This window comes from Streptomyces sp. a15, from assembly GCF_059026085.1.
Map to the genome: position 1 here is coordinate 14,073 of NZ_JBWLKM010000098.1, position 13,771 is coordinate 27,843.

Annotated in this window: 9 protein-coding genes and 3 pseudogenes; 7 read left to right on the top strand and 5 right to left on the bottom strand. The window is 69.1% G+C overall.

Annotated features, from left to right (window positions below):
• Window positions 1-78: 78 nt before the first annotated feature.
• On the top strand, window positions 79-1,632 hold the full coding sequence (locus tag AC5P09_RS45130; RefSeq protein WP_493879503.1) for a phosphodiester glycosidase family protein: 1,554 nt from the start codon (window positions 79-81) through the stop codon (window positions 1,630-1,632).
• A gap of 310 nt (window positions 1,633-1,942) precedes the next feature.
• Here AC5P09_RS45130 and AC5P09_RS45135 read toward each other — a convergent pair whose 3' ends face one another.
• The gene (locus AC5P09_RS45135) at window positions 1,943-2,536 is read right to left on the bottom strand and encodes a TetR/AcrR family transcriptional regulator (RefSeq protein WP_493879504.1); all 594 of its coding nucleotides are present in this window, start codon (window positions 2,534-2,536) and stop codon (window positions 1,943-1,945) included.
• A gap of 111 nt (window positions 2,537-2,647) precedes the next feature.
• Here AC5P09_RS45135 and AC5P09_RS45140 point away from each other — a divergent pair, with 111 nt between their 5' ends.
• From AC5P09_RS45140 to AC5P09_RS45160, 5 genes and pseudogenes are all read left to right on the top strand, one after another.
• On the top strand, window positions 2,648-3,658 hold the full coding sequence (locus AC5P09_RS45140; protein ID WP_493879511.1) for an NADP-dependent oxidoreductase: 1,011 nt from the start codon (window positions 2,648-2,650) through the stop codon (window positions 3,656-3,658).
• Between the two features lie 365 nt (window positions 3,659-4,023).
• Window positions 4,024-4,511, top strand: a pseudogene (locus AC5P09_RS45145) (cation:dicarboxylate symporter family transporter); the annotation flags it as partial.
• A gap of 353 nt (window positions 4,512-4,864) precedes the next feature.
• Window positions 4,865-5,056, top strand: coding sequence for a hypothetical protein (locus AC5P09_RS45150; RefSeq protein WP_493879505.1), 192 nt, complete (start codon window positions 4,865-4,867; stop codon window positions 5,054-5,056).
• Window positions 5,057-5,096: 40 nt separating this feature from the next.
• Window positions 5,097-6,077: a threonine ammonia-lyase gene (locus AC5P09_RS45155; protein WP_493879506.1), complete on the top strand. Its 981-nt coding sequence runs from the start codon at window positions 5,097-5,099 to the stop codon at window positions 6,075-6,077.
• A gap of 371 nt (window positions 6,078-6,448) precedes the next feature.
• A pseudogene (locus AC5P09_RS45160) lies at window positions 6,449-6,727 on the top strand (transposase); the annotation flags it as partial.
• Between the two features lie 282 nt (window positions 6,728-7,009).
• Here the strand turns inward: AC5P09_RS45160 and AC5P09_RS45165 are convergent.
• From AC5P09_RS45165 to AC5P09_RS45175, 3 genes are all read right to left on the bottom strand, one after another.
• A complete protein-coding gene (locus AC5P09_RS45165; protein WP_493879507.1) occupies window positions 7,010-7,711 on the bottom strand; it encodes a 2-phosphosulfolactate phosphatase in 702 nt (233 codons plus the stop codon).
• Between the two features lie 427 nt (window positions 7,712-8,138).
• Entirely contained in the window at window positions 8,139-9,476 is a 1,338-nt protein-coding gene (locus AC5P09_RS45170; protein ID WP_493879508.1) for a S28 family serine protease, read from the bottom strand.
• A 203-nt stretch (window positions 9,477-9,679) separates the two neighbouring features.
• Window positions 9,680-10,582, bottom strand: coding sequence for a LysR family transcriptional regulator (locus tag AC5P09_RS45175; protein ID WP_493879509.1), 903 nt, complete (start codon window positions 10,580-10,582; stop codon window positions 9,680-9,682).
• Window positions 10,583-10,763: 181 nt separating this feature from the next.
• Between AC5P09_RS45175 and AC5P09_RS45180 the strand changes: the two genes are divergently transcribed.
• Window positions 10,764-11,354 (top strand): DUF6817 domain-containing protein, encoded by a 591-nt coding sequence (locus AC5P09_RS45180; protein ID WP_493879510.1) that lies wholly within the window; start codon window positions 10,764-10,766, stop codon window positions 11,352-11,354.
• Between the two features lie 244 nt (window positions 11,355-11,598).
• On the opposite strand, the pseudogene AC5P09_RS45185 reads toward AC5P09_RS45180, so the two are convergent.
• A pseudogene (locus tag AC5P09_RS45185) lies at window positions 11,599-12,415 on the bottom strand (IS701 family transposase); the annotation flags it as partial.
• Window positions 12,416-13,771: the final 1,356 nt, after the last annotated feature.

A 13,771-nucleotide genomic window follows, 5' to 3' on the forward strand; every position in this document is an offset into this window, starting at 1 on the left:
GACGCGATGCTCGTCCTCGACCTAGGAGTGCCCGTGGCCCTCGCACGCCGTCCGTTCAGAGTTGCTGCGAAGGCGTCAGTGGTTGCTGTCGCCGCGGCGGGACTTGTCGCTCCCGGTACTGTCGTCGACCAGTACGACAACACCGCGGCCACCGCGGCCACCGCAGCCGCCGCTTCGTCGACCGCCGTCCCTCGGCCGATCGCCGGCTGGCAGCATGATCGCCTCGCCCCGGGAGTCGATCTGTACCAGGGGAGGATCTCGGGCCGTCCTGGTGCCGACCACTGGACGGTCACTGTGCGTGCCAACGGCGCTCACCTCGCCACCGAGCAGGGCGCGGAGGCGCTGGCAGAGCGGCTGCGGGGCGCCGGGTTCAGCGCTCGTAGTGAGCGGGTCGAATGGCCGCGGGGTTCGGACCGCGGTGGGCTGGTCGGCGTGCGAGTCCGGGTGGGGGAGTACGCCATCCGGAGCGAGGCAGACGCGCAGCGTCGGGCCCTCGCGGCCGCGGGGTTCGACGCGGTCAGTGAGTGGACCGGCGCAGACGGTGTGCCCGGCACCGGCCTTGCCCAGGTCAAGGTGGCGATCATCGACCCGAAGCGTTACAGCGGTGAGCTGAAGGCCACGTACGGCGCGGGTGTCGCCGGCCGGGAGAAGGTGAGCGACATGGCCGTCGCCGACGACGCCCTGCTCGGCGTCAACGCGGGCTTCTTCGTCATGGAGGGCAAGGACGGCGTACCGGGCGCCTCGGCCGGTATCGCCGCGTACGACGGGGAGTTGCAGAGCGCGGCGACCAACGGCCGGATCGCGGCGGTGCTGCGCGGTGATGGTCTGCGCCCGGAGTTCAAGAAGCTCCGCACGGAACTCAGCGTCCGAGCGGGTGGGGCGTCCGCGATCGTGGATGGCGTCAACCGCGTGCCTGGCCTGGTCCGCAACTGCGGTGGTGTCGGTGGCGATTCCCCGACCGAGCGGCCGCAGCATGATGTGACCTGCACCGATCCCGACGAGATCGTCGAATTCACCGACGAGTTGGGCGCGAGCACCCCGGCCGGTGACGGCATCGAGGCCGTGCTCGACGAGAGGGGCCGAGTGCGGGAGGTGCGTCCGCGCGGCGGTGCCGTGCCGGATGGCGGCAGCGTCCTGGCGGGCGTCGGCGAAGGAGCCTCCTGGCTGCGTACGCACGCGAAGCCGGGCAGCCAACTGAAGGTGCGGCAGCGGATCGTGGACGAGCGCGGCCGCGAACTCGAACTCGGCCCGCAGGACGACATCGTCAACGGCGGCCCCGAGCTGGTGCGCGACGGAAAGGTCGCCGTGAACTACGGAGCCGACGGCATCGAGCGGATCGGCGACCCGTCCTTCGCGTACACCTGGGGCATCAAGCGCAACCCGCGCATGCTCCTGGGCGTCGACCGGCGGGGCCGTGTGCTCCTGGTCGCCGCGGACGGCCGCCAGCCCGGCCACAGCGACGGATTCGGGCTGGGCGAAGGGGCGGAGCTGATGAAGGCGCTGGGTGCGGTGCGCGCCATGGCCCTTGACGGCGGTGGTTCGGTCAGCACGGTGGTGAACGGCAAGGTGATCAACTCGCCGTCGGACGGCACCGAGCGGGCGGTGGGCGACGCGTTGCTGCTCACCCGCTGACGGCCGGGCGTCATCCAGGGTGTCGGGTCTCGTGTGACTGACATTGTGAGCGAGCCGGCCTGAGTACCTGCCTTCGAGCGGCGACCTGTTGCCACAGCGGTTGAGCATTGACCTTCCGAGGGAACGGGCGGTCGGCAGGAAGGGCGCGGACCAGGCGAGTGACGCCCCGAGCGTCAGGAGCCGACCAGGGCGCTGATCAGCTTGCGTGCCGCCGCCTTCGTCGGCCGCTTCCCGGCGGTCGCGGTCCGCTCCCTGGAGCGCGTGGCCCGACGCCGGTGTTCTCGTTCGCCGGTCAGCGTGCGCGACGATTTCAGCTACGGGCGCGAGGGCGGCGTTCCGCCTCGGCATCGCTGCTCGCTGCACCGGTCAGGATCGCGCTCGCCACAACATCGAAGAGGTGATCGGCGCGTGGGGCGAGCGAGGGCTGATCGCCGAGCCACGCGAGCGCCGCTATCAGGGCGAACAGGTCGGTGCCATCGATGTCGGTCCGCGCTGTGCCCGCGGCCTGAGCGCGGGTGAGGAGACGCGCACCGGCTGCGCGCAGGGTGACGCACGAGGTGTGGAGTGCGGACTCGGTGTCCTCGATGGCGGCTGTCATCAGCACGGTTACGCCCCGGTACTCGGTTGTCCATGCGACGCAGTCGCGTAGCCACGAAACGAGAGCGTCTTCGGGCGAGCTCGATGCCTCGAGCTCGCCTGCCTTTGCCGTCAGCTCGTCGAAGCTCGTGTGGAGCAGGGCCTCGAGCAGTGCCTCCCGTGTCGGGAAGTGACGCAGCAGCGTCGCGAGCCCGACGTCGGCCCTGCGGGCGATGTCGCGCATTGCTACGTCGACGCCTTGCTCGGTGATGGCGGTGCCCGCGACGACGAGCAGGTGGTCGCGGTTCTTCCTGGCGTCGGCCCGCATCTGTCCCTCTTGACTATCCGGATCAGTGGTCCATATATTCGGATCAGCGAACCACTTATGTGGAGCGCTGATCCGGATAAGACTATCCCGCACCGCGGGCAGGAGAAAACGATGCCGAGACACACGATGAGGGCCATCCGGCTGCATGAGCACGGCGGCCCTGAGGTTCTGCGTTACGGCGAGGCGCCGACTCCCGAGCCGGGGCCGGGTGAGGTGCTCGTTCGCGTGCACGCGGTCGGCATCAACCCTCCGGACTGGTACCTGCGCGGCGGGATGACCAGGATGCCCGGGGAAACGGAATCGACGGTCGGCCTGCCGGTGATTCCGGGGACGGACGTGTCGGGCGTAGTCGAGGCCGCCGCCGCGGATGTGGAGGGCTTCTCGGTCGGTGATGAAGTCTTCGGTCTTCTGCGTTTTCCCAGCTTCCACGGCAGCGCATACGCCGAGTACGTGGCCGCGCCTGCATCGGACCTCGCACACAAGCCGGCCGGCATCGACCACGTGCACGCCGCCGGGGCGCCCATGGCCGGGCTGACGGCGTGGCAGTTCCTGATCGACGTCGGACACGATCACCCCTCGCCCTTCCAGGAGGCACGGCATCGCCCGACGACCCTCGACGCCGACACGACGGTGCTCATCAACGGCGCCGCGGGCGGCGTGGGGCACTTCGCAGTACAGCTGGCGAAATGGAGGGGTGCACGTGTCGTCGCGGTGGCATCGGGCGCGCATGAATGGTTCCTGAACGAGCTCGGCGCCGACGAGTTCATCGACTACACCAAGAGTCGTCCCGAGGAACTCGTGCACGACGTCGACCTCGTTCTCGACACCGTCGGCGGCCCCGACAGCAGCCGCTTCCTACGCACGCTCAAGCGCGGCGGCGCCCAGTTCCCCGTGCTCCCCGGGGACTTCGACGAAGAGGAGACCGCGAAGCTGGGCGTCACGGTCTCGACCGCCCAGGTCCGCTCGAACGGTGCACAGCTCGCTGAACTGGGACGCTTGCTCGACGCGGGCACGGTCCGCGTCGCGATCGACAGCACGTTCGCGCTCGCGGATGCCCGAGCAGCGCACGAACGCGCCGCCCGAGGACACGTCCAGGGCAAGATCGTGCTCATGGTCCCTTAGGAACGTGCCGTTTCACGCACGCGTCCGGCGCTCGTCCTCGGGGAACCGGGGACCATCGAGACGCCGATGCGGAGACCTCGGGGCGCGTCTGGCGACCATGCGTCCGCGATACTCGCAGCGGCGAACCGAACGCACCCGACGTCGCGCCATCGCCGGCACCAAGGGGACGCGGTCGGTATCTCCGGCAGGTCCTTGAAGGCGGGGCCTCCTGAAGAGGGAACCTGCTGTCCGCAGGGCTGCCGCGCCCGCTTCGCCCCTGCCGCGACCGATGCGGTCCAACCGTCTGAGGGCAGGGCGGCAGGGCAGGGCGGGTATGTCAGGCGTAGCCACCTGGCCTGCACAGATGGCCTGCAAACTCCCCATCGATGACCAAACTCGAAGGACTCGGAGTACGCCGCGACATCGTCGGCCTGACCGTGCCGACCGGCTACTCCTTCAACCTCGACGGCAGCTCCATCTACCTGTCCCTGGCCGTCGTCTACATCGCCCAGGCCACCAACACACCCCTCACCATCGGCCAGCAACTCGGCCTGCTCGCCGTCATGATCCTCACCCCAAGGGCTCCGGAGGCATCACCGGCGCCGGCTTCATCGCCCTGGCCGCCACCCTCTCCACCGTCGGCACCGTGCCCGCCGCCGGGATCATGCTGATCTTCGGCATCGACAAGTTCATGTACGAGTGCCGCGCCCTGACCAACCTCGCCGGAAACAGCGTCGCCACCCTCGTCGTCGCCCGCTGGGAACACGTCCACGACACCGCACGCGTCAACCGCGTCCTGCACACCGGAACCCCCGAGCCCGCCCCGGCACAACCGCACGACACCGAGGCCGAACCGGCACTCGCCAAGGCATGACCCCGAGGCGCCCCCAACGCCTCGCACCCAAGCGTCCCGGGCCGCACTTCGTCGCGCCGGCGGTCCGGGCGGGCCGTACGCCCCATGCGCACGCACACAGGTGGGCCCGGCCGGAGGAGTCCGGCGGGGCCCACCTCACATGCCCTGCCCGCGCCCGCTGGACGGCCGCGCGCCGTGCTGACGTATCGGCGGGAGCACGAACTCCTCGCACAGCAGCCGGGTTTCGGACCACTCGAGGGACGGCGCTGCTCGACTACGGCACCCACTGCGGTGGCCTCCTTGCCTCTGTTCCGCCTGCAACACTGCGCCGGCGCCGCCAGATGGCCCGGTGACGCTGGTTCGCCTACCAGTTGATGGATGCCGTCGGCCTGCAGCGCGGCCGCCTGACCGGGCTCGCCTTGAAGGGCGACGACCTGCTCGACGCCGACCAGGTGGCCCAGCAGATCAGCCTCGACGGCGCCCGCGAAGCCCGCCTGGTCGCCGAAGCAGCCATCGGCATCCCATCTCGTCGCCCTGCTCCGCGCGGGGCCCGCTTCGAACCCTGAACCAGATGGAACAGCGCCGATGGCGCTACGCTGCTGTGTCGTGCAGGAGACGCGCCTCGACACTGCCCGGATCCGGGCGGCTCGCCGGGTCATCGACCCGATGTTTCTCGACACACCGCTGTACCGCTGCGAGGCGCTGGAGCCCGGCCTCGGGTGCACGGTGAGTATCAAGCTCGAAACGGCGAACCCGGTCCGCAGCTTCAAGGCCCGCGGCACCGAGGTGGTGGCGAGTCTGCTCGCCGACCATGGCTCGCGAGCCGTCGTGTGCGCCAGCGCGGGCAACCTTGGCCAGGCCCTCGCCTGGTCCGGTCGTGGCAGAGGGCTCGACGTGACCGTCGTGGCATCCCGCTTCGCGACCGTGGCCAAGCTTGATCGCATCCGCGCGTTGGGGGCCAGGTTGGAGCTGGTGGACGGCGACCACGAGTCGGCTCGCGAGCGGGCGGCGGCCATCGCGCGGCACGACGGCATCCGGCTGGTCGAAGACAGCCTGGACATCGAGACCTGCGAGGGCGCGGCGACCATCGGCCTGGAACTGGTGGACACCGTGCCGTCGTTCGACGCCGTCCTGATCGCTCTCGGCGGCGGGGCGCTGGCCACCGGTGTGGGCCATGTGGTGAAGGCCTTGGCGCCCGAGGTCGAGGTGATCTGCGTCCAGCCGCTGGGCGCACCGGCGATGACACACTCGTGGCGCAGGCGGCGTGTCGTCACCACCGACTCGACCAACACCATCGCTGACGGTGTCGCCGGCCGGCGTCCCATCCCGGCCGTCCTGGACGACCTCCTCCTCGTCGCCGACGACGCCGTCCTGGTCCAGGAGGCGTCGATCATCGCCGGTATGCGGATGCTCCTCGACCACGCCGGCCTCGTCGTCGAACCGTCGGCCGCGCTCGGCATCGCGGCCATCCTCGAAGACCGTGACCGCTTCGCCGGCCGGCACGTCGTCACCATCGTGTGCGGCAGCAACGTCGACGTAGGCGCCTATCACCGCTGGGTTGGCGCGGCTCCCATCCACAGGTCTTGAGATTTGCTCGGGAAGCCGAGCGCTCTGAGACTGGCGGCCGTCTCCAGGGTGAACCAGGCCACCCGCAGGTCCTTCTCGACCGCGGCCTGGGCCAGGCCGCGGTGAACTGGCTTTGGTCGGTGCCCGATGGCCCGCGATCACCAGGTTCTCGGCGCGGCCGATCCATCCCAGGGTGATCAGGCAGTTATGGGCAGTTCGGGGATGGTTGCTTCTCGGCCCGCCGGGAGGCCAGAGTCTTGCCGGTGGGGAAGTTCGCCGTGCGCAATCCCAGACCGGGATCACCACCCGGAAGCGGGACCAGGACAGCCTTGCGCCGAACAGCCAGGTCCGCCGGCCGCCGACGCGCGGGCCCTCGCCCAGTCGATCACTGCCTGACAGCGCGCGGGGAGGAACTGTTCGAACTGGTGGACGCGTTGCTGTGCGCGGAGGGGCCGGTGAGGGCGCCGGTGGATCTGACGCTGGTGGCCGAGCACCGGCGCGGGCACGGTGCCATGGACGAGGCCCTGAACAGCGGGAACGTCGATGTGCTGCGGCTGCGGCAGGTACTGGCCGGCCTGTCCATATCGCGGGCCGCTGGCGGGCGCCTGGTCCTCGCGGTCGACGTCAGTCACTGGCTCCGCCCGAACGCGCCGACCAGCGTCGACGAGATTCCCGACCCTCGCAAGGCCCAGATCGCCCGACCCGAGAACAGAGATCACCAAGCTCCGGGAACGGCTGGCCCAGTCGGGCAGACGGTCGAAGAACTCACCGACTTCCGCGGTCGGGCCCTGGCCCGGCTCGCTGCCATCCGGCTCCGCGAAGCCGCCGTCGGCACCCCTTGGGTCAGCCGCGTGCCGCCACCCAGAACCACCGTCGTCGGGACCTGCAGTGGTGCCGCATACCCGACTGGGTGCCGGCTCCCGCATGGCGCGAGTTGGGGACCTCACCAGGGATCAGATCGGGGCATCGTCGGTCAGCGAAAGCGTGGCGCACGGACGGAGGACCATGAGCGCACCTTCCAGGGTCGCCACCATGGCAAAGGGGAACCGGTCGAGCTCAAGACAGAGTGCAACGTCATCAGGATGGACTCCTTGACGCACACCCTCCGCCAACTCGGCGGCGGCGCGCGACTCGGCAGCGCGGCGGATGAACTCAGCAGCATCCGTTCCGGCCTCCGTGACACTGCGAGCGATGTATTGAGCACACGCCAGATCTTCATCGGCCTGCCCATCGTCGCCAGTGACCACGAACGTGACACTGTCACTCTCGCGCGTCCGCAGGAGCCGGGCCGTTGCCTCCGCCACCACGAAGCTGGCGCACAGCACCAGCGACGCCTCCTTGACCGCGAGGGCGCCGACCGTCCCTGCTGTGGTCTTCTGCACAACGGTCCGTCCGCCAAGGTCAACAGACCGCAGCAGGCCTGGCGAGTTGACCATGTCGAACCCGGGCGCGGGCGGACCGTCCTTGAGCGCCGCCCAATCCGGGTGGCGAGCCTTGAGCGCCAGGGCTTCGTCCAGCGACTCAGCGAGAACGATCTTCTCCGCCCCCTGGGCAAAGGCCCAGGCAGCCACCGTGAAAGCACGCATCACGTCGACTACGACCGCCACAGGCGGGGCCTCGACCAGCTCAGCAATGCCAAGAAAACGAGCGTCCATTCCGATCATGATCGTGCATGCCTGACCCGAATGACCCATAGAGTGACCCACGTCACATCAGCGGTCTCGGGATGCGACACTTCCAGCTGCCTGCGCTGCCAAATGGTCCGCAACTACACGCCTGCTCAATCCCCACATGGGGTCACCCGCACACGGCCTCTGCGCGGACACAAGCCGGGTGTTCGCCACCGAGGCCGTCACCGGCGGCCTGTCCGTCCACATCGCGTCGCGAATCCTCGGCCACAAGACGCTGACCGCCACTCAGGCGTACCTCGCCATCTGCGAGGACGACCTACCGCGGCTCCCTGGACCGGCGCCGGGCCGACCGGCCGCAGGAGGCAGATCGCGGGCGCGCCCAGTGGGAGCCGCGACTTCCAGCACTTCGATGGACGATGTGCCTGAGCGGGACCTGACGATGTTGGGGACTTCAGCCGCTGCCTGTGGCCCACCGGCGAAGCGCTGTGACAGCGTCCGCGCGGTCGGTGGGGGACAGGCCCGCGATCGTGACGTGGTGGTTGCCGCCCGGCACCCACAGCACGCGCGCGTCGCGGGGACCGGGCCGGAAGGGCTCCGCGACGGACGGGTCCTGAGTGCCGTTGACGAAGAGCAGCTGGCGGGCGCGCCGCCGCACCCAGCGGTCGATGTCGGGCATGGCCTCGGCGTCGAAGTGCATCGGGACGTCGCGCGGCACGAAACCGCGGGGTTCGATGCCGTCCCGGTACTGCAGGAGTCTGTCCAAATGGTCGGTGGGAACGTTCAGGTAGCCCATTTGTGTGCCGAGTTGGTACCAGTAGGGGATGTAGTTCCGGGCTGTGGAGTCGGCGTAGACGGGCAGGGCGGCCGTCTCTTCCAGCCACGCGTACAGCACGTCGGTGGAGGCGTCCGGGCCAGGGATGGCGGGGGCGTCCGCAGCGGTGCGGTTCTGCCAGAACATGAACGGCACTCGCAGGACGGCGATCTCCAGTGCCTTGTCGGCGCTGCCGATGATGCGGAAGGTGTCATGGGTGGCGGTTGCCCAGGCCTCATAGCGGGCGACCAGGTATGTGCGGCGCAGCAGCATCTGTCGCTGTGCTGTCTTCAGGGCGTCGCGGGCGGCGGCGGTGCCCACGTGCTCCAGGAACCGTATGTACGCGGAGTCCTCGCGGTCGTCCACGTTGTTCGGGGCGGAGTAGGCGACGGTGCCGTCCACGTCGTGGGGGTGGAAACGGCGGTGGTACACGCTGGCCATGCCGCCCTTGCTGCCGCCGGTGGAGATCCATGCGCCGGGGTACAGCCGGCGGAAGAGGCGGACCACGCGGTGGTGGTCGTCGGCGGCCTGGCGGATCGTCAGATGGGTGAGGTCGAGGGTCGCCGGACGTGAGGTGCCGAAGAAGCGGTGTTCGACACCGAGTTGGTTTCCGCCCAGGAGGACGGCCGGTTCGGTCCGCCGCGGCATGAGCGGCACTTCGTACCCGGTGCTGAACAGGACGGTGGGCCGGTCGGCGGCAGTATGGAGCAGGGTAAGGCGCTGCTCGAAGGTCCCGGCCCCGGGGTCGTTGTGGTCGACCGGTTGGCGCAGGCCGAGCACGAAGAAGCGGTATCCAGGCTCGGCGCCCGGCTGTTCCTCGATGACCCGCAGGCCTGGAAGCGCCCGCAGGGCGGCCACCACGTCATCGGCCCCTACGTGGGTCCGGTCCGCGGCCCGCCCAGGTACGGCGGCCAGGCCCACAGCGGAGGCCGCCGAGGCGGCAGAGGTGAGCAGACGTCGTCTGGTGAGGGTGCGCATGCAAGTCCTTTCCGGTGCCGACTGCGTCAGTACACCGGGCGACGGCACCAGGGAGATCCCGCGCGCGAGGGAGCTCTCTCCCCCAGTCGGGGGAGGGACGACATCACCAGGACTCCTCAGCCGCCCCTCCGCTTGCTGTTCAGTGACGACCTCTCTGTCAAGAGAAGCGTGTTGAGTGTGGAGCCGGTCTGCCTGGCTCCGGCTCACGCAATGATGGATGTCTCTGAACATTGGTCGGCGACCGTGTCGGCAAAGGCCCGAGCGAGCGGGGAGAGCGCGTCCCAGCGGCGTACCGCCCAGCCCACGGACAGTGGCGGCAGAGTGGGAATGGGGATGAGGCGTAGGCCACCATCGGCAGGTGTGGCTAGACCCGGTACAGCGGGTACGACGGCGTGACCCAAGCCGAGTTCGGCCAGCAGCAGAGCCGTATCCCAGTCGGCGACGCTCGTGTCCGAGCCGGCCCGGATGCCCAGTTCAGCGAACACGGCGTCCAGGTGGGCGCCGGAGGTGGAGTTCGGCGGCAGTCGGACGAGGCGAATGCCCGTGAGGTCGGAGACGTCGATATGCGTGCGAGCCGCGAGTGGGTCGTCGGGTCGCACGGCCAGCACCCAGGGCAGATCGACGACGGGTCGCTGCTCGATGCCGCGCACGGGACCGCCGATCGTGATCCAGGCCAGGTCGAGGTTGCTGGCCAGGAGGGCGTCGAAGCAGCCGCGACTGGAAGTTTCCGTCTGGAACTCCAGGCTCACCCTCGGGTAGCGCCGACGGAAGGAGACGATCGCTTCGGCCATGAAATGCCGGACTGTCGTTCCACCCGTGGTGATCCGCACGGAGCCGCTCTCTCCGTTCACAAGATCGCCGAGGCGGCGTAGCGCAAGATCGAGCCCGCCGATCCCCTCGGCGGCGGCGTCGCACAGGATTCGCCCTGCCGTTGTCGGCACGACTCCGCGCGGCTGACGCTCCAGCAGGCTCACGCCGGTCTCTCGTTCCAGGCGCTTCACGTGCTGGCTCACCGCTGACTGTGTGCAGGACAGGTCCCGGGCCACAGCGCTGAGGCTTCCCGCTCGGCACACGGCAACGAACACGCGGAGATCGTCCAGAGTCACGGCACCCAAGTTATCCCTAAGGTCAAGCGAGCAATTCCCAGGATTGACTGGGGTGCTGGCCTGCCAGAGGATCGTTGCAGGGCCCAGGCGGCAACCCGCCCAGCGCTTTCACGCGGATCCGGACCGGGCGAAGGCGCTGTGCGGGTGCCGACCACCCTTTCGCCGAAAGGAGACGGACACCGTGCCTGCTCCCCCTGCCGCGACCGACCGGGCAGTTGCTCTCCTGCGTGAGTTCGGCGCCGAAGGTATCGCGCACCCCGGTGGCACTCTCCTTGCCCACCTCAAGCGCGTACAGGCCCAGCTCGCAACATGGAAAGCCCGCCCGGCCCTCCAACTCGCCGGACTCTGTCACGCGTTCTACGGCACGGACGGCTTCCCCACAGTCCTGCTGCCGCTGGACCGCCGTGAGGACCTTGCCGCGGTGATCGGCGTCGAGGCTGAGGCCATCGTGTACCTGTACGCCTCATGCGACCGGAAGACCACCTACCCGTCTCTCAGCCAAGGCGATGCGGACTTCCATGACCGGTTCACCGGTTGCTCCTACATTCCAGAACCGCAGTTGCGCCGGGACTTCGCCGAACTGTCGGCAGCCAACGAACTCGATCTTGCCCATGCCGATGCTGCTTTTCGCGACAAGTGGAGCTCTGAGCTGCTCGCCTTGTTCACCCGACTTCAGGACTTGCTGAGTGCTGACGCCTGGCTCGACTGCCGTTCGGTGCTTGCTGCGTCCGCGCAGTTGCCTCTCAGTGAGCGCGCGCGACGCATCAGTTGAAGCCGGCAGCGTGGGAGGCCTACACACACTGACTCAGGGTGGGGCCGGTCCCGCCGCATTCGATGACCCACGCAGGGGACGCAGACAGGCAATTGGCCGTCGGACACCGCGGCGGCGGGCCTCATCGCGTTGACGGTGATCGCGACACGGCCGCCACAGGTGCGCCGTCCGGTCGGTCGGCGAGAAGGGCCGCAATGTGGTCGGCGCAGCAAAGGGCCGTGTTGGCCATGGCGCTCCTGGTGGGCCAGCGCAGCTTGGCCATCCGCACCAGGGTGGCCGGCGGCATCCCGGAGGGCAGACTGGAGAGCCAGAACCGCACCGGCTCGCTCTCACCAGTCGGCCATTCCGCCAGCAGCCACCGTTCGGGCAATTTCACTTCGTCGGTGGCCCGGCGGATGCCATTGCCAGCGGGGCGGAGGTGCAGGGCGACGAACCGCGAGTACATGCGCTTGAAGCGGGAGGAAATCCCCACCGCGTAAGGCAAACTTGCGCTCCTCCAGGCCGCGGCGGAAGGTGGAGGCATCACCGTATCCGGCATCCGCCACGACCAGGGGAACATCGACGCCCCACGACCGTGATCTCGTCGATCATGTCCAGCGCCAGCTGCCACTTTCCACATGCCCCACCTGATCCGGATACCGCGGCGGGTGCGGCGGGTGCGGCGGGTGCGGCGGGGGACCTTGGCCGCATCGGCCTTCGCAGAGACGGGATCCCACGAAGTGCGCAGGGGCAGCCGCCAGTTCACCGCCGCCGAGGCATGATGGTGCGCCAGGTGCGGCGACACGTCCACCTGGCAGTTGGTGACCTTGCCCGCGGTGCCGGTGTACTGCCTGGACACACACGCCGAGGCAGCCTCGTCCTTGACGAAGCCGGTGTCGTCGACGATCAGTGCCTCCGGACCGATCGCCACGTGCATCCTCCAGGCCGGCCGGGCCCGCACATGCGCGGGATCCCACGGGCTGGAGGTGATGCAGTGCGTCAGCGCCTCCCGGTTACCGTCCCCGCCGAGGCGGGCGGCCATCGCCCTCCACCAGCGTGCGCTGCCCGTCCAGCGGCAACCCGCCAGGCACAGACGTACACGCTGCTGTCGAGCGCCATCATGGCGAAGCCCGGGTGGCCCGCGTGTGCGCCGAGGAACGCTGAAGCCGCACCCCGCCCCATGATGTCCCAGCGCTCCAGGAGCCGGACCCGGGTCCAGACGGCCGGCGCGGCGTGGCCGCCACCATGCATGCTCTGCAGGGCAGCCCGGTGCGTCCGGGTGCCCTGCGGCAGCTGGACGAGGAACTCGCGCCGATGGTCGAGAAGACCCGAGGAGACGGCGAGGTCGTACCAGTCCTCATTGAGCCGCTCGACGAGCCGTGGGGTGTCGTACCGGTGGGAGAACCCGCTGCCCACCTCCTCGGCACCGTATCCGTGGACGAACGGCATCGTGCCGTCCGGCACCGCGTTCGGGATCACCTCAAGGCCGGCCCGCCACAGCGGCCGGTACACCTTACGGTCGCGCTCTTGGATGCCCATCGATGACTGTTCTAGCAGGGCCAAGACACCCAAAGGCCGCCGCCGTGGCTTCTGCCTTCCCGGCCTTCCGGAGCAGACGAGCAGAGACGACCAGCCGGACCATTGACACGCGACTGATGCGTACGAGCAGACGATCGCAGGGGAGCGCGCCTCGTACTGACGTCACCCTGCCGTTTGACGCGGCTTCAGCCCGCCGTGTGGGTCCGCCCTGCTGAGCTCCGCTCTGCCGCTGGGGCGATCGGCAGCCGCGGCGGCATGCGCAGCCGGTGCCGGGGGGGGAGAGAGACGGTCGCACGGAACGGCTCGGGCGTCGCGCGGTTCAACAAGGCCGCGTCATCCGAGTCAGGCGTGCGTCGCGTGGTCTCCGGTCGACTCTGTCTGGCGTCGTCCTTCATCGCTGTTCGGGGTTGATTTCTTCAGTGTCGAACGCGCGGAAATCTGTTTTTGCTGGAGTAGACATTGGGTGGTGGTGTGGTTATGGTTTCCCTCGTAGCCCAGAGAGACAGCAGGGCCTGGCAGACACGAACTGCCGGCCAGTAGTAAGCAGTTGTGGTTCGCAGTGCGGTGCGGTGGTGGAGTTCCGAAGCCAGGGTGGTTGCAGGACGGTGACGGGACTGACGGCCGGACCGGGTGGCCCGCAGTGATCAGGGGCCGCCGTGAGGACTGCGGTTGACGCAGTGGCAGTACCTGCATGTGCAGTTCGCGGTACCCAGCAGTGGAGTGGGCAGTACCTCGGTGAAGGCGTCGGCTGCGGACGCGCGCGCCGGGAGGTTCGGCAGTGGGGTTCCAAGCCAGAGCAGGTGCAGGACGGGCGACGGGGCTGGCTGTCGAAGAGTGGCGCTGTCGCAGGCCGCTGAGCAGTTCGCATCACCAGCAGTGCGTAGTAGAGCAGTACCAGC

Coding starts and splice junctions, on each gene's coding strand:
- AC5P09_RS45170 (WP_493879508.1), bottom strand. CDS start 9,476: ATGCGCACCCTCACCAGACGACGTCTGCTCACCTCTGCCGCCTCGGCG.
- AC5P09_RS45165 (WP_493879507.1), bottom strand. CDS start 7,711: ATGGACGCTCGTTTTCTTGGCATTGCTGAGCTGGTCGAGGCCCCGCCT.
- AC5P09_RS45150 (WP_493879505.1), top strand. CDS start 4,865: ATGGATGCCGTCGGCCTGCAGCGCGGCCGCCTGACCGGGCTCGCCTTG.
- AC5P09_RS45140 (WP_493879511.1), top strand. CDS start 2,648: ATGCCGAGACACACGATGAGGGCCATCCGGCTGCATGAGCACGGCGGC.
- AC5P09_RS45135 (WP_493879504.1), bottom strand. CDS start 2,536: ATGCGGGCCGACGCCAGGAAGAACCGCGACCACCTGCTCGTCGTCGCG.